Here is a 24,809-nt window from a genome sequence, read left to right as displayed (position 1 = left end):
TATTTGCCCGAAGCCGTTCGCGTGCCTTATGTAGGTGGGCCAGTTGGTTAATGATTGGAAAAAAAAGAATAAACCCGAGTTTGATAGGATTTAGAAAAGGTGTTCAAAAGTCGTAAGCGATTGTGTAACTTTGAAATGCCGGCTCGTATTCAGGTTTGTACTGAGATCCCGCCCGAACGTCAAGCCCCGAACTGTTATAGGCAATAGACAGAAACTGGAAAGAATAAATTATGAATACTCACGCTGACAAAACACAGGAGAATAAAAGCCCATCGGTTTCCGTTGCAGCCTCCCAGATGCCGAGCGGTGGTGAATCAACTCTTCAATTTGTCGACAATCGACCTGAAGCGGTTATACAAGGAAAACTACAAGAAATAGCCAACAAGAGCCTTCAAGACAAGCAAGCTGCACAATTGCAGGCTATGGCTGATAACCATTCTGCCCAACAACAGCAGCCCATCGAAAAGAGAGCAAGTCTTCAGTCAAGTCAAAGGCAAAATAACACGGGCTTGCCCGACAACCTGAAATCTGGGATTGAAGGGCTTTCGGGGTACTCCATGGATGATGTGAAAGTTCACTACAATTCTTCAAAACCTGCTCAACTTCGGGCTCATGCTTATGCTCAGGGAACAGATATCCATATCGGACCCGGAAAGGAAAAACATCTGCCGCACGAAGCTTGGCACGTTGTGCAGCAGAAGCAGGGAAGGGTGTCTGTAACAAAACAACTCAAAGGAAAGATTGATATCAATGACGATCCCACTCTCGAAAGTGAAGCCGACTTAATGGGAGAGAAAGCATCACAAGGGGAAGAGGCGCATCCTCATGTAGAATTACAGGAAGGTGTAATAGGACACAACATCCAGCGGGTACCGCTAATTCAACTGGATGATGAAGAAATTGATCTCAATGATCGTTCAAAAACAGGAGATGATTGGTACGGAAATAAAGATTCCAAATCACTTTCCTCAACAGCAAAAGCGAAGAAAAAGTACCAGCAGCTTTTATACAGCTTTTTCGGTCTCACCGACCAAACTGATTTAGCGGAACAAGTGGACGCGGTAGATATTAACACCGTGGATTCCAATTTCCTCGCAATGATGATTGCAATGCATAAGCACATTGCTCCGTTTAGTGGGGATTCAGGTCAGGGATTCGATCGGACAGGACAAGATGATGGAAGTTATGTCAGAAGCAACACCGTCCATAGGCTGAATATCCTGCACAAACAATTACTCGAGTTGAAGGGGAGAGTGCCTACTTCCTGGATCCAACCCCTCAATACGGCCTTACTTGAATTGCAGGCAAAAACCCGTGATCAGGCGAATGTGGATAAGTTGATTTTAGACGAGTCCGGTACACACGTAAGTACGGCACGCCTGAGCTTGCCATCAGCCGGATTACCGTCTAATAATATGGAGATATTGAATCGTGCAATCGATTTGGCAAGTACGCGGGGTACGAGCAAGTTCTATCTGATCCAAGATCCCGGCAGAAACAATGACCGGTTTGGATTTATTCAAAATCCAACAATTCAAAATCCACATCCAAATCAATGTCATGCAGAAGGGCCTGGGGAGGGAATAATAAATAGTACTGATGTCGGATTGATAGGCGATGGAAAAAGCATCGATATTAGGGATAAAAATGTGCAGTTAAATGATCATCCAACCGTTTATAAGGGCAGGGGTGATTTTGAGGTTAGCGGTCGTGGCACCGGTATTTATCAGGGAGGGGAATTAAAACATATCCACGTACAAGGGGATGCGATGGGGACTTTGACTGCGGATCCATTGCAAACAATGGATGTGGACACGACAGATACTCAGGCAGCTTCGAACCAGTTGTTGTTCGATGCGACCCCTGATCCCGGTATCCGAAAATCACGGCGGCTATCCGGCGATCTTGATAAGCATCTTGCACGACTGGACGGCCCCTCGTTCCAACAGGCCATCGCTGCAAAAGATCCGAATACCAATGCCCATGATGCATTTTTGCAGGAACGGGCACAGGTAATCAATGCCATTGCCACGCGGATCAATGGAAAGGTTCCGGGTGTAAAGGCTATCGGTTCCGGAGATCATCCGAGTTTGATCTTGCATGTACCCCAAAAGGTGCTTCGGGGTAAGAAGAGCAACCATATCCAGGTATTCTATGGGGATCGGGATTTTACTAACCCTCGATCTGCCAACACCGCCGACGTATTACCCTTGATGATCACGGATTTCAACCAGCGCGCAGGAGGTGATTGGCAGGTACAACTTACCCGCCGGGGAAGCTTTGGTTTTCAACGGCCTACATTAACCGATACCGGAGATTCGGTGCGGTTTTGGCCCGGCTACGCCCCGATAGAGGTCCTGACAGCAGGCCTGACCGGGATCATGACCAAATTGGAAGAAGGGGCCTATCGTTCAAGAGGAGAAGAAGCACCTTTGCCGGGAGCGCGCCAGGATTTTGATCTTTCAAGTGTTTCATCCAACTTTGATAGTGGTTTGTCGCATCTTGAAGGGCTGAAGACGGCAATGCGCCATACCTACGTTGCTTTAAAGAATCCAGAGCCCCAGGCTTATCCGAGTGAAAAACAAGAAAGAGTGGCGCGCTGGCTGAAAATTAGGATGCTGATCAAGCTCAAACAGGCCGAAACGGTATTGAAAGTTGGTGATGACCTCGTGGGTATGAAGAAAAGGGATTCTAACGCAAATATTACCAACAAATTGGAAAAGAACTTCCTCCTGGCATCCGATCTGGTCGATAAATTACAGGAATATTCATTCGTTTATACTACAGCGGTGATGCCGATAACCACCAACCCCAACCTGAACCCGGATCAACCTGGTAAATTTAAAGATGAGTCCGATCCCTTTGAGATTTACCTGAAAAAGAGCCTTGAGGGGATACGGGGAGATCATCGTGTTTTCTACCTCGATAGTGGAGAGCAGGCGTTAGTGGCGGCAGGTTTATTGGCAAATCGATTCAAGCAAAATGTGGATGCCGATGAGAGGGACGTACCATCAAATCAGTATCAGGATTTGGATTCATACTTCGAAGTAGGAGTATTTGGTGGTGCACGGCGTTCGAATTTGGGTCGACATGATGCGGGCGACATCGTGCATGCGGATATGTCGCCCGTGATCACTTCAGGAGATCGAATGCCACTTGAGGATGTCACCAATAGAATTAAAGGTAAATGGCAACTGGAAAACGGTACTGTAGATCCCACGAAGAGCGATGTTATCCCAATATTGGATATTACTAATAGCTCCTTATCAAAGATCAGTGCTCTAGGTGCTATGCCCAATAATTTCATGCTGGTTGAAAGCCTGACAAAACACGAGCAATTGGGTGCAGACAAGTTCATAATGGGGCGATTAATCGTAGTTTCAAATACTGCCGGGACAGCAATAGGCGGACTGGATGCGGCGAATTTTCTAGACTTGGCACAAACCGTAATTGGACCTGTGGCAAACAAGGCATACAACCCTGTTCTGCATAAACTGAGGAGGCAAATGGATGAGGCGCTCTACAAGAAAGCTAATCCGGATCAATTTGCCCTCGTTCTTCATCCTACCGTTGCCCGACAAGAGCCTGTTGAACCTCCGACTTACCATGTAGCTCCGGAAGTTCTTCAGTATTTACATGCATTAAACGGCGGAGGGCTTCAAGACCCATGGCAGCAAATCATGCAACGATTGGCCCAGCAACAAATTGCTTTGGCTACAGCTAGCCCGAAAATAGATGATGTGGATTGAAAGAGCCGGTGCGCCTTACTGAGGCAGAATAAGGAGAAGGTCGCTTATTTGGAGGGGTTGTTAAATAGTACCCCTATCTATTTTGTTTTGATATAAAAACACTTTTCATGCTTATTGTTTCCAATTGAAAGCATTTTTAGTTATTTTTGTTTTCATATAAAAACAATTTGATTAATGGATATTCTAAGGGAAAAGTCAGCAATCCTCTTAAGCCAAGCGGAAATGGGATTTCAGCGGCCGTTATTGAGCCGTATCAATTGGCAGAATCGGCTCATTGGTTTGCTCGGCGCACGCGGGGTCGGCAAATCGACCCTGCTGTTACAGCGCATGCGGCTGTTGGATGTTCCACCCGAAGAAATGCTGTACGTCAGCCTAGACGATTTATACTTTGCGACACATTCGTTGGTGGAGACGGCAGAATCCTTCCGGAAGTCGGGGGGCAGGTACCTGTTTATTGATGAAGTGCACAAATACGAAGGTTGGGCACGTGAGCTGAAGAACCTGTACGATTTCTATAAAGACCTGCAGCTGGTATTCACCGGTTCTTCCATCGTAGAGATGCTTTCGCTGGAGGTGGACTTGAGCCGACGGGCACATGTATACCATTTGCCAGGGCTGTCTTTCCGCGAGTTCCTGTTGTTCGAGTATGGCGTCCATCACGATCCTATTCCGCTCGGCCAGTTATTCGATGAGCACGTTGTGTTGGCGACAGCGCTGAACAGTGTGAAACCTGTCAAGTTGTTTGAGCAATATACCGCATACGGATACTACCCATTCTATAAAGAAGATATAAAAGGTTATACTAACCAGCTTGCAAATGTCGTAAACTTGACCGTCGCTTACGATCTTGCGTTCATTGAGGACGTGGATAAACAACAGATCCGTAAAATCAATCAATTGCTGGCGAGCCTGGCTACCCAAGTTCCCTTTAAACCCAACGTTTCCGAATTGGCAAAGACCATCGGCATGGGAAGGGTAACCCTCATCCAATACCTCCACTACCTCGAAAAAGCCCGGTTGGTCCAACAGGTGTATCTGGAAGGAAAAGGGCTTGGGCCGATGGAAAAGCCCGGTAAACTGTTGTTGGACAATCCGAATCTCTTCCATGCCATTTCCACCCAACCTAAGAATGAAGGCAGTGTACGAGAGAGCTTCTTTGTCAGTCAACTGCGTAATGCCGGACACCGCGTGGATTTGGCCAAGAAGGGTGATTTCGTCCTTGACGGTAGGTACACGATCGAAGTGGGGGGAGCAAAGAAAAGCTTCCGCCAACTGGCAGGACTGGACAATGCTTACATCGCTGCCGACGATATCGAAGTGGGCAACGGAAATAGGGTGCCACTATGGTTGTTTGGTTTTTTGTATTGAGCAGGCTCGCTGACTTGGTTTGGTGAATCTGCGATGTTTGCAAAAATTCCGTAACACTGCCGCCGTCGAAATAATCGCGGCCCCGCTGCAGGATAGCCGAGGGGGTAGTCTGTTCGAAATTATCCAATGTCAGTTTTGCCACATTTAGCCAAATTGGCATTGTACGGGCAAAGGATAGGTGAATAAATTGACTGCCACACAGCAGTGCGCTGAAGATATAAATAATATTATTATTCGTATTTTCGCGCCCATGGATAACCAACTGGTGCTGTATAACACGTTAACAAGGACTAAGGAAAAATTCGAACCGTTAAACCCGCCCTTTGTTGGTATGTACGTATGCGGCCCAACGGTGTATAGCGATGTGCATTTAGGCAATTGCCGTACGTTTGTATCGTTCGACCTCATATTCCGTTACCTCCAGCACTTGGGCTACAAGGTGCGCTATGTGCGTAACATCACTGATGCAGGCCACCTAGAGGGAGATAACGATGAAGGCGACGACAAGTTTGCTAAGAAAGCGAAACTGGAGCAATTGGAGCCTATGGAAATCGTGCAGAAGTACACGTTGGGCTTCCATGAAGTGCTACGACTGTTTAATACATTGCCTCCCAGCATCGAACCTACGGCTACGGGCCATATTTCCGAGCAGATTGAGATGGTCAAGGAAATTATCAACCAAGGCTATGCTTACGAAGTGAATGGTACCGTGTATTTCGATGTTGAAAAATATGTCAAAACATACGATTACACCGTCCTTACCAATCGTAAACTGGACGACATGCTTAACAATACACGGCAGCTCAATGGACAGGACGAGAAGCGTGGTCGCCTTGATTTCGCGCTTTGGATCAAAGCTAAACCAGAGCATATCATGCGCTGGCCTTCACCGTGGGGCGTTGGCTTCCCGGGCTGGCATATCGAATGTTCGGCCATGAGCAGTAAATACCTGGGCGACCGCTTCGATATCCATGGAGGTGGGATGGACCTTGCGGCTACGCATCATACCAACGAGATTGCACAATCGCAAGCATGTAACCATACCCAGCCGGCGACCTATTGGATGCATACGAATATGCTGACCGTAAACGGCACGCGGATGTCGAAATCTGCCGGCAACGGCTTCCTGCCCTACGAACTTTTCAGTGGTAGCCACCCGCTGCTCGAACGTGGATATTCGCCCATGGCCGTCCGCTTTTTTATGCTGCAAGCCCATTACCGGAGTACACTCGATTTCTCTAACGATGCCTTGGACGCAGCAGATAAAGGCTATAAGAGGCTCATGAATGCGATGGCGCTGCTACCCAAACTGAAAGCGACAGCCAAGAACGTCGATGTGAATATCGATGAACTCAAACAACGTTGTTATGCGGCGATGGACGACGATTTCAACAGCCCGGTGCTGATTGCCGAATTGTTTGAAGCAGTACGTATTGTCAATAGCGTGTACGATGGCAAGCTCACCATCGATGAAGCCTCTTTGTCAGCACTCAAAACGTTGATGCAGGATTTCGTCCATGACGTGTTGGGACTGGTCGACGACAATACCGGATCTGACGATTTCGAGAAGTTGATGGAGGTCGTTATCAACCTGCGCAACGAAGCAAAACAACATAAGGATTACGCCACATCAGACCGTATACGAGAAGGCTTGAATACGATAGGTGTTCAGCTCAAGGACAGCAAAGAGGGCACGCTTTGGAATAAGATTTGATTAGTAGAAATGACCGTTATTAGCAGGATTGGTTTTACTGTTTTTTTGATGGTTACCGTCCATTCGGTAACCGCCCAGATGCTCGGCAAGGTAGGGAGCTTATTGATGGCAGATCGGACCGCGGCGCGGCTCTCGGAAATCAAAGGGCCGCATGCGGCGTTCATGTCCGTAGTGGATCAAAACTCCACGTTTTTCGGCCCAGCGCCGATGGATGCGCTAACATACCTGAACAACCGCCCGAATATTCCCGATGTGATGACGTGGCGCCCTACTTTTGCAGCCATTGCCAAGAGCATGGAATGGGGCGTAACGACCGGTACCTTGTCCTTCCAACGTATTGGGGCAATCAAACGGTATGGCGAGTATCTCACCGTGTGGCGACGCGACCGCAAGGGCAATTGGAAAATCGATCTTCGTGCACAGATTGAACACCATGGGGGCAATGAGGAACCCGATATCCGTTACGTCGAGCCGGACGACAAAGAATTTAGGCGCTTCAAGACCAAAGAACGTATACAGCAGCGGAAGGAAATCGTGATGAGCAATGACCAATTGCTAGCTACCGTACTCAAAACCGATGCAGCAATCGCTTATGGTGAGTTCCTGGCGGAAGATGCGCGGCTTTATTTCCCGTGGAAAACCCCCATTATTGGTAAGTCGGCCATTCTTGATTTTGTGAAGGAGCAGGATTTGGCGGTGCAATCGAGATCGCTTGTAGCGAGTCGATCAATTAGCGGTGAACTCGCATACTCTTATGGCGAAGCTGATGTAGCTACGGCATCATCTTCTGAGACGCTGAAATGTAATTATGTGCGCATATGGCAACTACAGCCCGATTTCCAATGGCGGGTTATTATTGAGATGTTGTTTGAGTCGTAAGTCTTTGCTCCTTGCTCCTTAATCTTACCTCTTAAAGCTTCGCTACAGTTGTTTGCTTGTCCTTCAGCCAAATCTTCAGGTCGTCACAGCTGTGATATGCTTCGTTGATATCGATAAACGTTACTTCCCGGCGCTTTTCAAACCATTGGCTTAGCTCCCGATTGATCTTATCCTCCAGGGCAGCTTCCTTAATTTTAGCAAAGTCCATGTCAAGGTTGGCTTGATGGGGTGGTGTCCGCGACTTCAGGTATGTAAACCGGTATCCGGTTTTTCCGGTGCGGTCTGTAAACTGGGCCGGTCGGGAATATTCACCCGGTTGAAGCGTATCAATCGCCGTGAAAACGGAGGCGTCCAGTTTGTCAGCCGGAATCAGCGTTGTGCGGCTTTGCTGATTTTCCATATTAAGCAACATGCCGCCATTATACTTTGTTTCTTTATTGTCAGAATAGAGCGTTGCAGCACTGTAGAAATCGAGTTTCTTGTTTACCACGTTTCCGTAAATACTATCGATACGTGTTTTGGCCCGCTCCAAGCTGGCTGCCGTTGGCTTGATTTGAATAAGGATATGCCGGGTCCGCACTTCCTCACCCCGACGCTCCAGCACTTCGAGAAAATGGAAGCCGTGTTCGGATTCGAAAACCGGCGACACCTCGCCCGGCTTCATCCGGAACGATACCGCCGTATATTCCTTTACCATCATGTCTCGGGTATGGAAACCCAGGTCGCCACCATAGGCTGCGGAGCCGCCATCTTGGGAATATAGCCGTGCTATCGTCGCAAAGTCAGAACCGTCTATCACCTGTTGGCGAAGGTCCTCGGCGCGGTCACGGAATTGCTGTTTTTCCTCACGTGTAAGTTCGGGAAATACCACCAATTCACCCACTTCCACTTCGGTGTTGAAGTAAGGAAGGCTGTCAGCGTCCAGCGATTCGAAATATCGCCGTACTTCCAACGGTGTTACATCGATGCCCGCAACGATGTTTTGTTGCATCTTGTTGGCCTTTAGCTGTTCGTATATGCTAGGTCGCATTTCTTCCTTATATTGCAGCAACGAGCGGTTGAGGAACTGCTCAAGACGCTCCTGCCCACCAGCTTGGCCCGACATGTACCGCAAGCGGGAATTAATGTTGTCGTCTACCTCACCTTCACTCACTTCGATGGAGTCGATAGCCGCCTGTTGGGCAAGCAATTTCTGGGTAAGCTGCTGTTGTAGGATGTAGCATTTGAAGTTTTCGCTGGCCTTATTACCCTGGGCAAGGTACTGGGCATATTGCATCTCGATTTCAGATTCCAGAATGATGTTGGACCCCACCACTGCTGCCACCCGATCAATGACCTGTGGTTCTTGGGCGATGGCCCAACGGGATATACTTACTAATGCCAAAACCAGAAAAATGCCGTTGTATTTACTCATTTAATTGTATATTTCTATGTTGTTCTTCTCGCGGGCATCCGCTACGATGCTCCGTTGCATGCGATCAATCAGATCGATTTTGCGTTTGTTCAAAATTAAATTGCGAACTTGCCCTCGTACCAATGGTAGGGGCGATCGTGCTTCCCTCAATTTCGAATCGTGCAAAATTATCAGATATAATTCATTATTTTCAATTATTTCAAAAATTCGCCCAATTTGCCCATAATCTTCCTCATCGATCTGTGCAAGGGGGATTTCCTTTACCAGGTCGTCAACGTAGTGCCATGAGGTATCGAGAAGTGCGTAGCCCGATGCATACATGGCGCAATATTTAGCCAGCAGGTCCTGTTCTTCAAAATTCGATGAAACCAAGAGCCGCTTTACTCGGTCCAGTTCGGGTGCATTCGTACGAAGCCGGATATAAGAACGCTTGAGAATGGGTTGCTGAAGGATGAACAGGTCTGGACGTGCATCGTAATATTGCCAGATTTCATCGTCCGTCACCACTGTATCCAGTTTCTGGCTCACCAGCGCTTGCTCATATTCATATACGATGAGGCCATTTTTATAGTTCTCTACCTGTTTGTTGAGGCGCTCGGTATTGATATCGACGTTGCGTTGTGCATGGTATAGCAACGCTTGCTGACGTAACCATTGTTCGATGTATGCGCGTACCAACTGCGTACTGTCATCGCCGGTTACGCCCGCTGGGACGACACCCTTCAGGTCTTCAGGATAAAGAAATTGATCAAATGATCGCGCCACTGGCTTTGGTTTTTTAGGATCGCAGGCCGAGAGCAACGTCGTGAAGATCATAACCGCCCATATAAACATCCAGACCATTCGTTTTTCCATGCAACGTGCGCGACCTTAAGACCTAACTATACAAGTGGCTAAAATACATATTCGAGACCAATACCCGATGAATTTAACCATTTTTAACACATTCGAAACGCCATTCTGGCACAGCCATCGGGCAGCCGGTGACCTGATTTGCTTCATTGGGTAAAATCTTTGCATCAATATGCCCGATTCTTTTCAATAATGCTATTTTTGTGTACCCTTACAAGGGAAATGCCAACGATGACAATGTGTAACTTACAATTAAATCAACATAATTATGGTCAGTAATCCAATCAATCGCAAACTGAGGATGGGAATGGTAGGAGGCGGGAAAGGGGCGTTCATCGGTGAAATCCATCGCATCGCCGCTGTGATGGATGGTCAGATCGAATTGGTATGCGGAGCGTTTAGTTCCGACCCGGGGCGATCGAAGGAAAGCGGCGAGTCGCTTTATCTTCCTGCCAACCGGGTTTACGGGAGTTATCAAGAGATGATAGCAGCGGAGCGCGAACTTCCAGAGGGCGAACGCATGGATTTCGTCAGCATCGTTACGCCAAACCATGTCCATTTCGAACCGGCTATGCTCGCACTGGAAAACGGATTCCACGTGGTGTTGGATAAGCCGATGACGCTCGACTTGCAAGAAGCCAAACGACTGCAGCAGAAGGTCGACGAAACGGGGCTGTTGTTTTTGCTCACCCACACATACGTCGGTTACCCGATGGTGCGGCAGGCGCGGAAGTTGGTGCGTGATGGCGTACTCGGCAAACTCCGCAAAGTTTATGTGGAATATCCGCAAGGCTGGCTCAGTCGACCTTCGGAGCAGGCGGGCGATAAGCAGGCTGCATGGCGTACGGACCCGAGCAAGTCGGGTAGGAGCGGTTGCATGGGCGATATCGGAACCCATGCCCTCCACCTTGCCGAATTTATCTCGGGCTTACGCACCACGCAGCTGTGTGCTTCGTTATATACCTATGTGGAAGGTCGCAGGCTGGAAGACGACGGGAACATCCTCTTGCAGTTTGACAATGGGGCCAGCGGCGTATTGATGGCCTCGCAGGTGGCAGCAGGCGAGGAAAACGCATTGAAGGTGCGTATCTATGGTGAGAATGGGGGGCTGGAATGGAACCAACAGGAACCCAATACCTTAACGGTGAAATGGCTTGACGAACCTGCCCAGATATACCGCGCAGGGGGCAATGCCGCCATTTCGCCTGAAGCTCGTGCCTTTTGTCGCACGCCCGTGGGACATCCAGAAGGTTACCTCGAGGCTTTTGCCAACCTGTACCGCAGCTTTGCTGACGCATGGCGTGCGCGGCGCGGCAGTGGGGGAAACGAAGGAGCAGATTTCCCATCGGTAGCCGATGGTGTACGTGGGATGGCCTTCCTCGACAACGTACTGCGCAGCAACGATAGCACCGAAAAATGGACGCCATTTACAGTATAGTCCCAGATAAAAATAAATCAGTTATAGTTTTAAACTCACAGTAATTATGCAAACAATTAAAGGTCCCGGTATTTTCCTTGCCCAGTTTCTGGGCGATCAACCACCATTCAACTCACTCGAATCCATTTGCCGCTGGGCGAAGGAATTGGGGTTTAAGGGGGTGCAGATACCGACATGGGCTACCGATTACTTCGACCTGCAAAAAGCGGCGGAGAGCAAGACCTATGCCGATGAAATCAAGGGATTGATTAACGAAATCGGTCTGGAGATTACCGAACTATCTACCCACTTGCAGGGGCAGCTGGTAGCGGTGCATCCTGCGTACGACGAGCAGTTCGACGGCTTCGCGCCGGCGCAATACCACAACAATCCCAAGGCACGTACCGAATGGGCCGTGCAGCAATTGAAATACGCGGCTAAGGCGTCAGCCAACCTCGGGCTCACCGCCCATGCCACGTTCAGCGGTGCTTTGCTATGGCAAACCGTGTATCCATGGCCGCAGCGCCCACAGGGGCTGGTCGATACCGGATTTACCGAGCTGGCCAAACGCTGGCGTCCGATATTGGACACTTTTGACGAGCAAGGTGTGGATGTATGTTATGAAATCCATCCCGGTGAAGACCTGCACGACGGGGTAAGTTACGAGCGTTTCCTTGAAAAGGTAGATAACCACCCACGGGCATGCTTGCTATATGACCCTTCGCACTTTGTGCTGCAATGCCTGGATTACTTGGCTTATATCGACCATTACCACGAACGCATCAAGGCATTCCACGTGAAAGATGCGGAGTTCAACCCTACTGGCAAACAAGGGGTATACGGTGGTTACACGGGCTGGGTGGAACGTGCTGGTCGGTTCCGCTCACTGGGTGATGGACAAGTGGATTTCAAAGCCATATTCAGCAAGCTGACAGCGTACGATTTCAAGGGGTGGGCTGTGATGGAGTGGGAATGTGCACTGAAACACCCTGAAGATGGTGCCCGCGAAGGCGCGGTATTCATCAACGACAACATTATCCGCGTTACGGAGAAGACGTTCGATGACTTTGCCGGTGGCGATGCCGACGAAGCCAGCAATCGGCGCCTACTGGGCTTGGAATAGCGGCGACTGGGCGGATGCATTTGAGGGGTTGGCCCGCGATCGTTAAGGTTGGAACATCGCGTCCGGTATCGGTAGGTCCTTCCGCTGGTTGACAAAGGCGAGTTGGGTGCTGTCTCCCGCTGGGTCGGTGAGCGTAACCTGGGTAAGCAGCAGGGAGGTTCCGTCAAAGGTTAGTTCTACTTGCTTTATATACCTGCTGAGGCCTTTGTCTTTCGGTACCAGTATAGCTATATAGTCGGCTTTGTCGTGAAAATAGGAAATTTGGAAGCGGCTTTCATCGAGCATATCGCCGCCCCGCACCGATCCCGCCAAGAGGTCGTTCAGCCCTTGCATCCGCCGATTAGCGCCGAGACTTGTTGTTTTGGTGCGGCCACCTTCTATGGTATGCATGGATTGGCCATTGAAGATGACCACGTAGTTTGCGGGCGACACGTATTCCCACCGTATTTGGCCCGGTGCTTTGAAATAAAGCTTCCCTGTGGAACGGATGGCGTTGTCCATGTAGCTAAGCTGCTTGATTTGCGTAAAGTCGCCTTGCAACGTTTGAAGGTTTTGGGTATTGGCGGTTACCTTAGCCTTCAGTACAGTAGATTCTTCGGTGCCGAGCGCCTTGCGTTGTGCAAATCCCGCGGTGCCGCACAGCAGTAGGCCTAAGGCGATTATGCTATATTTCAGTGTATGCATCCTGATCGATTAATTTAGGCACGGTAACCAACGTATAACCGCGCTGGAGGAGTGCAGGCAACAACTGTTCCAAAACCGGCACGATCCGGTCGTGTGTATCATGCAGTAGAACGATGGTACCTGGCTTTACCTTTCCCAATATGGTTTGGACGATTCGAGCCGGCGAGCGGCTGTCCAACGTATCGTATGGGCGTACGCGCCAGCCGATGACCCGATGACCGCTCGTGCGGATGGCTTTGGCGAGGTGCGGTGTGGTCACACCATAAGGCGGGCGGAAGAATCGGGGCGTGTAGCCGGTTGCCTGTGTGATGACGATATCCGTCTTCCGCAGCTCCTCAAGCCAGCTGTTTTTTCCATGGAAATCAATGGTATGCGCGTGGGAGAACGAATGGTTGCCCACGATGTGGCCTGCAACTTGGATTCTGCTGGCAATTTCCGGATGTTTCATCACGTTTTTCCCGATACAGAAAAAGGTTGCTTTTGCGTTGTGTCGGTCCAATAGTTCTAGTACCTGTGGCGTATAAACCGGATGGGGGCCGTCGTCAAACGTGAGGGCGATCTGGCGACGTGTAACATTGCCTTGATGGGTAGCTTTGAGAAAAAAGTTCGCTTGGATATGGAATGCGCCCCAAACGATAATTGCGGGGCCGATGACAAGCGCTGTAATCACTAACCAGGTAACCATAAACCAATCATCCTCATCTCGCAAACTTAGCTAAATTGGTTTTTAGTTACAAGGTGAAAGCGGATTGGACGCGCGAAAGCCATTCCAAAATGCCACTCGGAGTTTGACCGCCATGGTTCCGAATTCATTGCATTTTTGAACAACGACGCATCGAAAAATTAGTTGTGTGTATTTTTTTTGCAATTCAATAAATTATCCATACATTTACCCTCAACCAATAGCGTGCTTTACACATTTATTTATTTGGTGGGTTGTGGCACGTAGGGCTTAATTAATTATTAACCTTTGATAATATGAATTTCAGTTGTAGGACTCTATGATTAAAACATTACTTATCTTATAGCCTTTTTTCAGAAAATCTAGTCAGGTCGCATTTTAGAAATGTAATCGGTCTATCCATGTGCCAAGCAACCAAGTAAAACTATTGTATAACAACCAGTTAATTAACTATTTTTTATGGAGAAGTATCGTATGAGAAAACGAAAAAAATCGGTTTCAGGGTGCCCTGCAACTGAATTACTAACAACTTATTTAATCAGGGGAATCTTATTTTTATTTTTTGCCTTTTCTGTGTCGCCTGCTATTAGCTTAAAAGCTGGTGTACTTTATTCAGATGAACCACAGCAGAATCAACAACGGGTAAAAGGCAAAGTAACGGATGAAGGGGGAGACGTTGTCGCTGGAGCGACTATTTCAATTAAAGGAAGCACACGCGGGGTGATGACCGACGAATCTGGTGATTTCGTATTGGATGATATTCCGCTCAATACGGTGTTGGTTGCGACATTCCTCGGAATGATTCCAGAAGAAGTGACCTATACCGGACAGACAACGTTAAATATTGTGCTCAGATTCCAATCGAGTGAATTGGATGAAGTAACGATCGTTGCCTTTGGTAAACAAAAGAAGGAGAGCGTACTAGGCTCAATTACGACAGTCAAGCCGAGTGAGTTAAAAGTGCCAAGCAGTAATCTCACCACCGCTTTTGCAGGCCGTGTGGCAGGTTTGATATCCTTTCAGCAAAGTGGGGAACCAGGAAGGGACAATGCGAGTTTCTTTATCCGTGGTATTACTACTTTTGGGGCGGACGCAAAGAGAGATCCTTTGATCCTTATTGACGGAGTAGAGCTTACAACCGAAGATTTAGCCCGTCTCAACACCGACGATATCGCTAGTTTTTCGATCATGAAAGATGCTACGGCAACTGCACTGTATGGAGCTCGCGGAGCAAATGGGGTTATTGCCGTCACAACCAAAGAAGGAACGGAAGGGAAAGTCCAGATTAATGTCCGGGCTGAAAATTCATTCTCTTCCCCAACGAAGCGGATCGATATTGCAGATCCGGTCACATTTATGCGTATGCACAACGAGGCGATTAAAACACGCGATCCATTGGGTATACCCATTTATCCACAGGAGAAAGTCGTTATGACCGAACGTGGGCTTTATCCGGATATCTTCCCGTCTACTGACTGGTACGACGCGATGTTTGATGATGTGATATCTAACCAGCGGGTCAACCTAAGCCTAAGTGGAGGGGGTAAAGTAGCGAGATACTACGTGGCTGCGAATGTGACGCAGGACAACGGGAACATGAAAGTCGATAATCGGAATAATTTCAATTCAAATATTAGTCTGACAAAGTATGCTGCCCGTTCTAATGTGAATGTGAATGTGACCAACACAACCGAATTGATACTTCGCCTGAATGTGACTTTTGATGAATATACAGGCCCGATAGATGGTGGTACACAAATGTACAATAAGGTTATGCAGGCGAACCCTGTACTCTTTAAGCCTTATTACGAGCCTGATGATCAGTTTGCCTATGCCAAACATATATTATTCGGAAACTATGGGAATGCTGGATACACCAATCCTTATGCAGAATCATTGAAAGGTTACAGGGATTATAGCAAAAACCAGGCATTGACCCAATTTGAACTTAAACAGGATTTGTCTGGAGTAACCGAAGGACTGAGCGCACGGGCGTTGTTTAACATGAACCGCTACTCGGAATATACGGTTGATAGGCAATATTTCCCTTTTTATTATGATATGCAATCATACAACTTGGCAGATCAAAGCTATAAATTGCAGCGCTTGAATCCTGCCGGTGGTACGGAATACATCAATTATATACCCGGCCAACGACACATCAACACCGTGTTTTATTTGGAAAGTGCAGTCGATTATAACAGAACATTCAATGACGTTCACAGCTTGGGGGGATTGTTAGTTTACACGATGAGGAGTCAAAAACAGGGTATTTCTGACAACCTGCAACTATCGCTGCCTAGCCGGAATATGGGGGTTTCAGGACGTTTAACCTATAATTATGACTCTAGGTATTTTGCGGAATTTAATTTTGGATATAACGGATCGGAACGCTTTTCGGCGAACAACCGTTGGGGATTTTTCCCCTCTGCCGGCTTTGCCTGGATGATATCTAACGAACGTTTCTTCGAACCGATGACCAATGTATTCAGCCAACTGAAGCTGAAAGGTACTTACGGATTGGTAGGTAACGATGGCATTGGAAGTGGCTACGACCGTTTCTACTATTTGTCAGAAGTAAATATGAACGCAGGGCGACTCGTAAACTGGGGAACCCAACTAAATTATAATCCGCTGGGCATAAGTATTTCCCGATATGCTAATGATAGAATTGGTTGGGAAACCGCTTATAAAACAAATATTGGACTTGAAGCGACAACCGTAGGTGGTTTTTCTACAATAATTGAATTTTTTAGGGAGCGTAGGGAAAATATCCTGTTGAACCGTGTCATTCCAGCAACGATGGGAATTATTCCTGACGTGAAAGCCAACTTGGGCAAAGCCGAGGGGCAAGGGATTGATGTAGAATTGAATTATGAGAAAAGCGTGAGTCCAGACCTGTGGTTTACCGGACGCGGAACCTTCACCTATGCCACAAGTAAAGCAATAGAATGGGAAGAGCCGGACTATTCGGCAACGCCGTGGTTATCGAAAATAGGCCAACCCTTGAGTCAACAATGGGGATTTGTAGCTGAACGCCTCTTCGTAGACGATGAAGAAGTTGAAAATTCGCCCACGCAATTTGGTTCCTATATGGCCGGAGATATTAAGTACAAAGACATCAACGGCGATGGGCAAATTACCGATTTGGATAAAGTCCCGATTGGCTTTCCGACGACGCCGGAAATCAACTACGGGTTCGGTTTGTCCATGGGGTATAAATCGATTGACGTGTCGTTTTTCTTTCAAGGCTCAGCTCGTCAGTCATTTTGGATCGATTTAAAGAAAACGACGCCATTCCTCGATGGTAACTCGGGGATACCCGGAGAAGACGATGGTTTAATCGGGCATAATGCGATTATACAGGCATATGCAGATAGCTATTGGTCGGAAGGGAACAAAGATGTATACGCGCTGTGGCCACGACTTGCTAACTACGAGATAGCTAATAACAGACAACAAAGTACGTGGTTTATGCAAGACGCGACTTTTTTGCGCCTGAAATCCGCGGAGATCGGTTATACACTACCTCCAACGCTGACTGAAAGGTTCTTCGTGCGAAATCTCCGGGTGTATGCGAGTGGAACCAACTTGATGTCTTGGAGTGGATTTAAATTGTGGGATCCCGAAATGGCCGGAAATGGATTGGGATACCCTGTACAACGCGTATTCAACCTCGGACTGACCGTAAATTTATAATAAGCATGGAACGTAACATGAAATCGACATTGAAAAAATACATATGCTCGTTAGTTATACTAACGACTATTTGCTCCTGTAATTACCTGGATGTGGTACCGGATAACATCGCGACGTTGGATAATGCCTTTTCCGATCGGTACACGACGGAACAGTATTTGGCAACATGTTATTGGGGAATGCCGAAATCTGCGGGGTGGAATGAAAACCCGGGGATTTTCGGTGCGCTGGAAATGTGCTTCAATAAAGAGGGCCAAACATCCGGAGGCATGCAGTTCGGGCTGGGGAAAAATAGTTCGACATCCAATATGATCGATTATTGGGGTGGGAAAGGTGATATGATTCGCTCGTTGTATGCCGGAATAAGGGAATGTAATACATTCTTGGAAAACGTGGGCGGCGTGCAAGATTTGAATCAATATGAAAAGCAGCGAATGATTGCGGAAGTAAAGTTGATTAAAGCCTACATGCACTTCTACCTCGTCACATTTTATGGGCCGATAACCCCGTTAAAAGAAAGCCTTCCGGTCAATGAATCGACAACCGGCGTACGGGTTACGCGCCAGAAAGTAGACGACTGTTTTGCCTATATCACGGAACTGATCGATGAAGTTATCGTTAGCGATGCCCTGCCGCTGTTTATCCAGGCCACATCCACCCAACTCGGCCGGTTTACAAAATCAGCTGCTTATATGCTGAAAGCAAAAGCACTGGTATACTGGGCCAGCCCGCTATTCAATGGTAATACCGACTACAATAGTTTCCTTGACGAAAATGGCGAACCTTTCTTTAACCAAGTTTACGATGCCACCAGGTGGGATCGTGCGGCAGAGGCGTGTAGAGAGGCTATTGAAATATGTGAACAATCGGGAATTCGTCTTTACCAAATGGAAGACTACGTCACGTCCAAACCGATATCGGATACAACTAGGCTTGTAAATACATTGCGTAGTAGTGTTAGCGAGCGATGGAATGTGGAGTTAATTTGGGGAAACTCTTCTTATCCGGTAAATTCAGGGTTGCAGTCACCAGCATTACCCCGGTTCGAGCAAGGAACATCCTCGTCGTCGAGCGGTAGGATGAGCGTGAGTTTAGCCACGGTTGAAGAGTTCTATTCTAAAAACGGTGTGCCTATCGAAGAAGACATTGAGTATGATTATACCAACCGTTATAATATACGCGTAGGGGATGACGAACATGCACGAGTGATCCAAAAAGGAGAGCAAACGGCAGCATTGAATTTTGACCGGGAGCCCCGCTTCTATTCTACGCTAGGATTCGATCGCGGAAAATGGTGGGGTAATTCCTATCGTAATGAGCCAGAAAATGATTTGGATGCATTGTACCCCAGAAACAGGTTTGGTGAATTTTCTTCGGTATTTAATCCGGGAGATTACAACGCCACCGGGTATTGGCCTAAAAAACTGGTCTCTATGAATACGCAATTCAGGGACGCAAATAGTGTTTCTTATGAAACCTTCCCGTTCCCCGATATGCGCCTAGCCGATTTATATCTCTTTTACGCCGAGGCGCTGAATGAAAGTAAAGCAGCCCCGGATGCCGAAGTGTATAAATATATTGACTTGGTTAGGGAAAGAGCCGGCCTGGAAGGGGTCGTGGAGAGCTGGCAGCAATATTCTAACAATCCCAGCAAACCGACTTCAAAAAACGGAATGCGCCAGATTATACAACAAGAACGGAAAATTGAATTGGCTTGTGAAGGGCATTACTATTGGGATAGTCATCGGTGGAAAACAGCGGTACGCGAGCAGAACCGCCTGATCCAGGGATGGAACGTGTCGGCCAGTGACGTTAATGAGTACTATACGGTCACTACGCTTTATGTACAGAAGTTTACATACAGGGATTATTTTGCACCAATACCGGAATATGATCTCGTCAATAACCCACTCCTTGTTCAAAACCCAGGATGGTAGATTTTTTTCATGAATTTCTAAAGAAACCGATAATGAAACGGATAATTAAACGGATAAATTTAGTCCTTTTTTCAGTATTGATTTTATGGTCATGTACGGAGAAGAATTTGGACCCAACCAGCCCTAGCTTAGGAAAACCCGGTGTCATAACCGATGTATCCGTAGAAGCGACACCCGGAGGGGCAATTGTCACCTATCGTATACCCAACTCCGAGGATATCCTGGGTGTGAAAGCCGTTTACACCATTTCCAATGGAAGTAAACGGGAGGTATCATCGTCTTTTTATGATAATAAAATAGCGATCGTCGGGTTCGATGACATGTTGGAGCATACGGCAGACATTTACGTGTTCAATCGCGCGTTGGAGCTGTCAGATCCGGTGAAAGTAACGTTTACCCCCTTAGAATCCCCGCTTAGTAAAGTTAGGAAGAGCATGAATATTGTCAATGACTTCGGTGGAGCGCAATTTCAGTGGTCAAATGAACTGAAAGCACCGGTTGTTTTTGAATTCCTCGCGGCCGACTCTACTGGTCAGATGGTTACAAGCCGAATAGCATCGTCCGAAGCGGAGACGATGATGCAATCCATACGTGGATTTGCACCAGAACCGCGAAAGTTTGCGGTAATCCTCAGTGACCAATTCGGAAACTATACCGATACGATTGCTACAACTGTTGTACCGTTATTTGAAGAAGAAATTCCCAAAACAGGGATGTCTATCATGAAACTCGGCAACGATGCCAGTTTCACAAACTGGGAAGGGATGGATAATTTCCTAATTGACGATGATCGGGATAATTTTGGCCATTCCGCCAACTCTTCCATTCCGGCGCCGTTTACGATCGATTTGGGTGTTAACGCGAAACTTAGCCGAATTGTAATGTTTCAACGGTTCTTTAGCAGCGATTACTACAATTGGGGCAATCCGAAAGAGTTTGAAGTATACGTTTCAGAGACTAAGCCTTCACAGAATGGCGATTGGAGCGGATGGACTAAGATCATGGATTGTGAAATAGTCAAACCATCAGGGCTACCTATTGGGACTTCAAACGATGAGGATTTAGCGCTAGCACAAGAGGGACATGAGTTTGCATTTCCGTTGGATTTACCCCCTGCGCGCTACATCCGGATTAATATATTATCCACGTGGGGAGGAACGACATTCACTCACCCTGCAGAAGTCGACGTGTTTGGCGAAGTACAGTAATAAGAAGAACTAAAATCAAGAAAGAATGAAACAATCATATAGTATACTCCTGCTTTCCCTGGCTGTTGTCGCGACGTCCTGCGAAAGCTTTATGGATATCCATGAGGAATATGTCAAAAATGGAGAAACAATCTACGCGCCTAAAGTGGACTCCGTACAGTTTATTGCCGGTAAAGGCCGTGTTCAGTTCGCATTTTGGTTAGAAAACGCGCCGAACGTGAAAAGCGTCGATTTGTATTGGAATTCCATGTCGGACTCGTTAATCACTTCCGTTTCTCCAACAACCGGTTTGGATAGTTTTTACGTAGATGTGCCTGATTTACCGGAAGGTGCTTATACCTTTGAAGTAAAAACGACGGATAATTTTGGGCACAGCTCATTGTATCTTACTGGATTTGGTAACTCGTACGGCGATTTTTTTCAAAGTTCGCTACTTAATAGAAGAGTTAAAAGCTTCGAATTAACAGCAAGTGGCGGTATTATTGAGTGGTTTGGTGCGATGGAGGGACTGACCTGGACAGATATCAGATATACGATGGATAATGGCGAAACAAATACGGTAAGGTTGTACCCCGGGGATGAGCGAATTGTTTGTCCTGATTTTAAGGAGGGAACAAGTTTCCAGTTTTCATCATCGTTTATCCCGGAAGAATTTTCGATCGATACGTTTTCTGTAGATTGGGAACAATATGAAGGGCTCTACAAATACGACCGGAGTTCGTGGAGTGTATTGGAAGTTTCGGATGAAACGGCTAGTGATGGCGGCGGTAAGAACACGTTACTTGATGGGAATTTGGGTAGCTACTGGCATTCGCGATGGGATGGAGGAAATATACCTCTTCCCCACTGGGCTATTATCGATATGACCTCGTCCAAGAAGATTGCCAAAATTGATACGTATAGGCGACCTGGAAACGGAGACGCAAAAACAATTCAGTATTTTGTTGGTCCAGATCCTGATGCCGATGCAACCACATGGACAAAAATCGGAGAAGCGGAATTTGTTTCAGGGAGAGATAATATCGAAATATCGATAAGCAATTCGTCTTCTACGCTAACGGGTCGTTATCTGAAATTGGTATTGCCAGATAGTAATAGGGATCCGTTTACAAGCATAGCTGAAGTATATATTTACGGAGATTGAATGTAGTGGACGTACAGAAATGCGTCGAACATCAAGTGTGTTAGCTGATTTCCCGTCTGATGGACGGTGAAATCAGCTTTCATGGGTTTTCCGGGTAACTAACGACTACGACGCGCAGGTAATATCATCCACCTGTCAACAATTGGCCAAGTCCTTTCAAACCCAGTAGGAATTTGCTATTATTACGGAAAATCAAAAAATTATGGCAACAATAACATTCAAAGGTACAGAAGTACATACTGCCGGATCGCTTCCGGCTGTGGGAAGCAAAGCTCCCGATTTTAAATTGATAGCCGGAGACCTATCAACGACGTCGTTGAGTGACTACCAAGGAAAGAAAGTAATCCTCAATGTTTTTCCGAGCATAGATACGGGCACATGTGCGGCCTCGGTACGGGCGTTCAATGAGAAAGCCGCTGGCTTGGACAACACTGTGGTGCTCTGCATTTCAAGAGACCTGCCATTCGCACAAGGGCGGTTCTGTGCAGCGGAAGGCATTAGCGACGTGGAAACCTTATCGGAGTACAGGGATAGCAATTTTTCGGATGCTTACCAATTGAAACTAACCGACGGTCCATTGGAAGGGCTTTTGAGTCGTGCGGTGGTGGTTATTGGTGAAGACGGCACGGTGCAATATACCGAGCAGGTTGCTGAGATAACCAACGAGCCCAACTACGACAATGCGCTGGCAGCACTGGCGTAAATTAAGTCTTCGCATACCAGCCAACTAATCACACGGTACCGGTTGAAAAATCTGGCCAGCCTCGAAATCGATGGCACTACGATTGGTAAACCGGTACGTGTTTCCCACCGGTTCCCGGTCGCCGACCCCCCGTATTAGATCGGCCCCCCGTTTAAGGAATGCCTCCGCTGTACGGTTGTGGGTGCCCTCGGCATGGAAGTCGTAGATAACCATGAGCGTATCGCCCCGAAACCGGCCGCTTACCGTGCCTTGGCTGCCGTCGATCTGGTAGTTTTTGAATTGTAGCGTGCCCGAAGCGCTGTCGTTTGTCACCGTGATGCGCAGGTGTACGGAATCCCGCCCGTGCGTGTGGAGGTAGCACGAAGTCGCTGCCATCGGAACTACTGCGCCGTGGGATACGGTATCGCCCTGTGCTGTGGTTTTGTCGTCCGATGACGTGGGCTCCTGGCAAGAGCTACCAATCAACAATGCAGCCGTGCTAACAATCGCCGTAATTGATCGCCAATGAAGTTGCCTGTTCATAGGCAATAAGGCGGCAAATTCCGTGCAAGAAATTCCCCTTACCGAAGAAAGTGCCGTCTAATCGGTCAACGCCATGTTTTATAGCGGTTGATTAAGCCGTTAGTAGACGCATCGTGGGAAGTAATAGCCTCATCGTTCCGCAGCTCGGGTAAAATTTTCCCAGCCAACTGCTTGCCGAGCTCCACGCCCCATTGGTCGAAACTGAAGATATTCCAGATGATGCCCTGCACGAAAATCTTGTGTTCATAGAGGGCAATCAATGACCCTAGCGTAAAGGGCGTGATTTTCTTGATGAGGAACGAGTTGCTGGGCCGGTTACCTTCGAATATTTTAAAGGTCTTCAGACGAGCGATTTCCTCGTCTGATTTGCCCGATGCTTTCAATTCGGTGATTACCTCGGCTTCATCCTTACCATTCATCAGTGCTTCGGTCTGCGCAAAGAAATTGGATAGGAGCAGCGTATGGTGCTCGCCAATGGGATTGTGGGTCTGCGCAGGCGCGATAAAGTCGCAGAGAATCAACTTTGTGCCCTGATGGATAAGCTGGTAAAAGGCATGCTGGCCATTGGTGCCCGGCTCACCCCAGATGATGGGCCCTGTTTGGTATTCTACGGGATTGCCTTCGCGGTCCACATATTTGCCGTTGCTCTCCATATCACCCTGTTGGAAATACGCGGCAAATCGATGTAAATACTGGTCATAGGGGAGGATGGCTTGCGTTTCGGCGTCGAAGAAATTGTTATACCACACACCAAGCAGCGCCATGATGACCGGAATGTTTTCCTCAAACGGTGTTTCCCGGAAATGCTTGTCGCTCGCGTTTGCTCCTTGGAGCAACTGCTCAAAGTTTTCATAACCGATGCTAAGCACAATGGAGAGTCCGATGGCGCTCCACAGCGAGTACCTGCCGCCTACCCAATCCCAAAACTCAAACATGTTCTGTGTATCGATACCGAACTCGGCTACCGCTTTCGCATTGGTAGAAAGGGCTACGAAATGCTTGGCTACAGCATCGGCGGCGGCACCGCTATCCAGGAGCCATTGCCGGGCAGTATGGGCATTGGCCATGGTCTCTTGTGTGGTAAACGTTTTGGAAGCAATCAAGAACAAAGTGGTTTCCGGCTCCACTTTTTTAAGTGTCTCTGCCATATGTGTACCATCTACGTTCGAGACGAAATGGATATTCAAGTGGTTTTTGTAAGGCTTCAGCGCTTCCGTAACCATCACCGGACCCAGGTCAGAGCCACCGATACCGATGTTGACCACATCGGTGATGGGCTTGCCGGTATGGCCTTTCCAATCACCACCAATGATTCGCTCGGAAAACCCACGCATCTTGGTTAATACAGCCTTTACATCGGGTATCACATCTTTGCCATCCACCAGCACGGGTCTATCGCCTTGGTGGCGCAACGCAGTGTGTAGCACTGCACGCCCTTCCGTTTCGTTGATGGCGTCCCCGGCAAACATCGCGTTGATAGCTTCCTCAAGCCGGCATTCGCGGGCCAACTGGAGGAGTAGTGCTTTCGTCGTGTCATCGATGCGGTTTTTAGAATAATCGAACAAGATGTCGCCGAAAGTGATCGAGAACTTGGCAAACCGTTCTTTGTCTGCGGCGAAGAGCTCGGTAAGGTGTTTCGGCGCAATGTCAACGTAGTGATTGCTTAGGTATTTGTAAGCCTGTGTAACGGTAAAATTGATACGGGGTAACATAT

At 47.7% G+C, this 24,809-nt stretch carries 17 protein-coding genes; 11 read left to right on the top strand and 6 right to left on the bottom strand.

All coding sequences use genetic code 11. From position 1 onward, the window contains the following. Positions 1 to 230 precede the first annotated feature (230 nt). The 4 genes from VNQ80_RS05000 to VNQ80_RS04985 all read left to right on the top strand — a co-directional run bounded on the left by VNQ80_RS05000 (position 231) and on the right by VNQ80_RS04985 (position 7,710). Positions 231 to 3,749, top strand: a complete 3,519-nt coding sequence (locus VNQ80_RS05000; protein WP_325636357.1) for a DUF4157 domain-containing protein — start codon at positions 231 to 233, stop codon at positions 3,747 to 3,749. Between the two features lie 174 nt (positions 3,750 to 3,923). Continuing rightward, the gene (locus VNQ80_RS04995; RefSeq protein ID WP_325636356.1) at positions 3,924 to 5,117 is read left to right on the top strand and encodes an ATP-binding protein; all 1,194 of its coding nucleotides are present in this window, start codon (positions 3,924 to 3,926) and stop codon (positions 5,115 to 5,117) included. A 250-nt stretch (positions 5,118 to 5,367) separates the two neighbouring features. After that, positions 5,368 to 6,831, top strand: a complete 1,464-nt coding sequence (gene cysS, locus VNQ80_RS04990; RefSeq protein ID WP_325636355.1) for a cysteine--tRNA ligase — start codon at positions 5,368 to 5,370, stop codon at positions 6,829 to 6,831. A 9-nt stretch (positions 6,832 to 6,840) separates the two neighbouring features. After that, positions 6,841 to 7,710 carry a nuclear transport factor 2 family protein gene (locus VNQ80_RS04985; RefSeq protein ID WP_325636354.1) on the top strand — a complete coding sequence of 290 codons (870 nt, stop codon included), beginning with the start codon at positions 6,841 to 6,843 and terminating at the stop codon, positions 7,708 to 7,710. A 31-nt stretch (positions 7,711 to 7,741) separates the two neighbouring features. Here the strand turns inward: VNQ80_RS04985 and VNQ80_RS04980 are convergent, their stop codons facing one another. Continuing rightward, positions 7,742 to 9,124, bottom strand: a complete 1,383-nt coding sequence (locus VNQ80_RS04980) for a peptidylprolyl isomerase (RefSeq protein ID WP_325636353.1) — start codon at positions 9,122 to 9,124, stop codon at positions 7,742 to 7,744. Further along, positions 9,125 to 9,979, bottom strand: a complete 855-nt coding sequence (locus tag VNQ80_RS04975; RefSeq protein ID WP_325636352.1) for a hypothetical protein — start codon at positions 9,977 to 9,979, stop codon at positions 9,125 to 9,127. Between the two features lie 265 nt (positions 9,980 to 10,244). On the opposite strand from VNQ80_RS04975, the gene VNQ80_RS04970 reads away from it, so the two are divergent. Together VNQ80_RS04970 and VNQ80_RS04965 are read left to right on the top strand one after the other, a co-directional pair. Next, positions 10,245 to 11,414, top strand: coding sequence for a Gfo/Idh/MocA family oxidoreductase (locus tag VNQ80_RS04970; protein ID WP_325636351.1), 1,170 nt, complete (start codon positions 10,245 to 10,247; stop codon positions 11,412 to 11,414). 46 nt (positions 11,415 to 11,460) lie between these two features. Beyond that, the gene (locus VNQ80_RS04965) at positions 11,461 to 12,516 is read left to right on the top strand and encodes a sugar phosphate isomerase/epimerase (RefSeq protein ID WP_325636350.1); all 1,056 of its coding nucleotides are present in this window, start codon (positions 11,461 to 11,463) and stop codon (positions 12,514 to 12,516) included. A gap of 42 nt (positions 12,517 to 12,558) precedes the next feature. Here VNQ80_RS04965 and VNQ80_RS04960 read toward each other — a convergent pair whose 3' ends face one another. Both VNQ80_RS04960 and VNQ80_RS04955 read right to left on the bottom strand, forming a co-directional pair. Then, the gene (locus tag VNQ80_RS04960; protein WP_325636349.1) at positions 12,559 to 13,200 is read right to left on the bottom strand and encodes an outer membrane lipoprotein carrier protein LolA; all 642 of its coding nucleotides are present in this window, start codon (positions 13,198 to 13,200) and stop codon (positions 12,559 to 12,561) included. Then, on the bottom strand, positions 13,181 to 13,885 hold the full coding sequence (locus VNQ80_RS04955; protein WP_325636348.1) for a polysaccharide deacetylase family protein: 705 nt from the start codon (positions 13,883 to 13,885) through the stop codon (positions 13,181 to 13,183). The genes VNQ80_RS04960 and VNQ80_RS04955 overlap by 20 nt, the downstream gene beginning before the upstream one ends. Positions 13,886 to 14,356: 471 nt before the next feature. On the opposite strand from VNQ80_RS04955, the gene VNQ80_RS04950 reads away from it, so the two are divergent. The 5 genes from VNQ80_RS04950 (at position 14,357) to tpx (ending at position 22,573) form a co-directional block, all read left to right on the top strand. Further along, a complete protein-coding gene (locus VNQ80_RS04950; RefSeq protein ID WP_325636347.1) occupies positions 14,357 to 17,581 on the top strand; it encodes a TonB-dependent receptor in 3,225 nt (1,074 codons plus the stop codon). 5 nt (positions 17,582 to 17,586) lie between these two features. Then, a complete protein-coding gene (locus VNQ80_RS04945; RefSeq protein ID WP_325636346.1) occupies positions 17,587 to 19,518 on the top strand; it encodes a RagB/SusD family nutrient uptake outer membrane protein in 1,932 nt (643 codons plus the stop codon). Continuing rightward, on the top strand, positions 19,512 to 20,726 hold the full coding sequence (locus VNQ80_RS04940) for a DUF5000 domain-containing lipoprotein (protein ID WP_325636345.1): 1,215 nt from the start codon (positions 19,512 to 19,514) through the stop codon (positions 20,724 to 20,726). Before VNQ80_RS04945 ends, VNQ80_RS04940 begins: the two co-directional genes overlap by 7 nt. Positions 20,727 to 20,751: 25 nt before the next feature. After that, positions 20,752 to 21,870 (top strand): DUF4998 domain-containing protein, encoded by a 1,119-nt coding sequence (locus tag VNQ80_RS04935; RefSeq protein WP_325636344.1) that lies wholly within the window; start codon positions 20,752 to 20,754, stop codon positions 21,868 to 21,870. Positions 21,871 to 22,072: 202 nt separating this feature from the next. Beyond that, complete coding sequence (tpx, locus tag VNQ80_RS04930) at positions 22,073 to 22,573, top strand: thiol peroxidase (RefSeq protein WP_325636343.1); 501 nt, start codon at positions 22,073 to 22,075, stop codon at positions 22,571 to 22,573. Positions 22,574 to 22,597: 24 nt separating this feature from the next. Here tpx and VNQ80_RS04925 read toward each other — a convergent pair whose 3' ends face one another. Continuing rightward, on the bottom strand, positions 22,598 to 23,095 hold the full coding sequence (locus VNQ80_RS04925; protein WP_325636342.1) for a hypothetical protein: 498 nt from the start codon (positions 23,093 to 23,095) through the stop codon (positions 22,598 to 22,600). 65 nt (positions 23,096 to 23,160) lie between these two features. Continuing rightward, a complete protein-coding gene (gene pgi, locus VNQ80_RS04920; RefSeq protein WP_325636341.1) occupies positions 23,161 to 24,807 on the bottom strand; it encodes a glucose-6-phosphate isomerase in 1,647 nt (548 codons plus the stop codon). Between the last annotated feature and the right edge of the window lie 2 nt (positions 24,808 to 24,809).

Source organism: Parapedobacter sp., assembly GCF_035556095.1.
Lineage (GTDB): Bacteria > Bacteroidota > Bacteroidia > Sphingobacteriales > Sphingobacteriaceae > Parapedobacter.
This window is presented reverse-complemented; position numbering and strand designations above follow the sequence as displayed.

Bases quoted from the DNA above. Each gene is read 5' to 3' on its own strand.
- VNQ80_RS05000 (WP_325636357.1), top strand. From the start codon at position 231: ATGAATACTCACGCTGACAAAACACAGGAGAATAAAAGCCCATCGGTT.
- VNQ80_RS04995 (WP_325636356.1), top strand. From the start codon at position 3,924: ATGGATATTCTAAGGGAAAAGTCAGCAATCCTCTTAAGCCAAGCGGAA.
- cysS (WP_325636355.1), top strand. From the start codon at position 5,368: ATGGATAACCAACTGGTGCTGTATAACACGTTAACAAGGACTAAGGAA.
- VNQ80_RS04985 (WP_325636354.1), top strand. From the start codon at position 6,841: ATGACCGTTATTAGCAGGATTGGTTTTACTGTTTTTTTGATGGTTACC.
- VNQ80_RS04980 (WP_325636353.1), bottom strand. From the start codon at position 9,124: ATGAGTAAATACAACGGCATTTTTCTGGTTTTGGCATTAGTAAGTATA.
- VNQ80_RS04975 (WP_325636352.1), bottom strand. From the start codon at position 9,979: ATGGAAAAACGAATGGTCTGGATGTTTATATGGGCGGTTATGATCTTC.
- VNQ80_RS04970 (WP_325636351.1), top strand. From the start codon at position 10,245: ATGGTCAGTAATCCAATCAATCGCAAACTGAGGATGGGAATGGTAGGA.
- VNQ80_RS04965 (WP_325636350.1), top strand. From the start codon at position 11,461: ATGCAAACAATTAAAGGTCCCGGTATTTTCCTTGCCCAGTTTCTGGGC.
- VNQ80_RS04960 (WP_325636349.1), bottom strand. From the start codon at position 13,200: ATGCATACACTGAAATATAGCATAATCGCCTTAGGCCTACTGCTGTGC.
- VNQ80_RS04955 (WP_325636348.1), bottom strand. From the start codon at position 13,885: ATGGTTACCTGGTTAGTGATTACAGCGCTTGTCATCGGCCCCGCAATT.
- VNQ80_RS04950 (WP_325636347.1), top strand. From the start codon at position 14,357: ATGAGAAAACGAAAAAAATCGGTTTCAGGGTGCCCTGCAACTGAATTA.
- VNQ80_RS04945 (WP_325636346.1), top strand. From the start codon at position 17,587: ATGGAACGTAACATGAAATCGACATTGAAAAAATACATATGCTCGTTA.
- VNQ80_RS04940 (WP_325636345.1), top strand. From the start codon at position 19,512: ATGGTAGATTTTTTTCATGAATTTCTAAAGAAACCGATAATGAAACGG.
- VNQ80_RS04935 (WP_325636344.1), top strand. From the start codon at position 20,752: ATGAAACAATCATATAGTATACTCCTGCTTTCCCTGGCTGTTGTCGCG.
- tpx (WP_325636343.1), top strand. From the start codon at position 22,073: ATGGCAACAATAACATTCAAAGGTACAGAAGTACATACTGCCGGATCG.
- VNQ80_RS04925 (WP_325636342.1), bottom strand. From the start codon at position 23,095: ATGAACAGGCAACTTCATTGGCGATCAATTACGGCGATTGTTAGCACG.
- pgi (WP_325636341.1), bottom strand. From the start codon at position 24,807: ATGTTACCCCGTATCAATTTTACCGTTACACAGGCTTACAAATACCTA.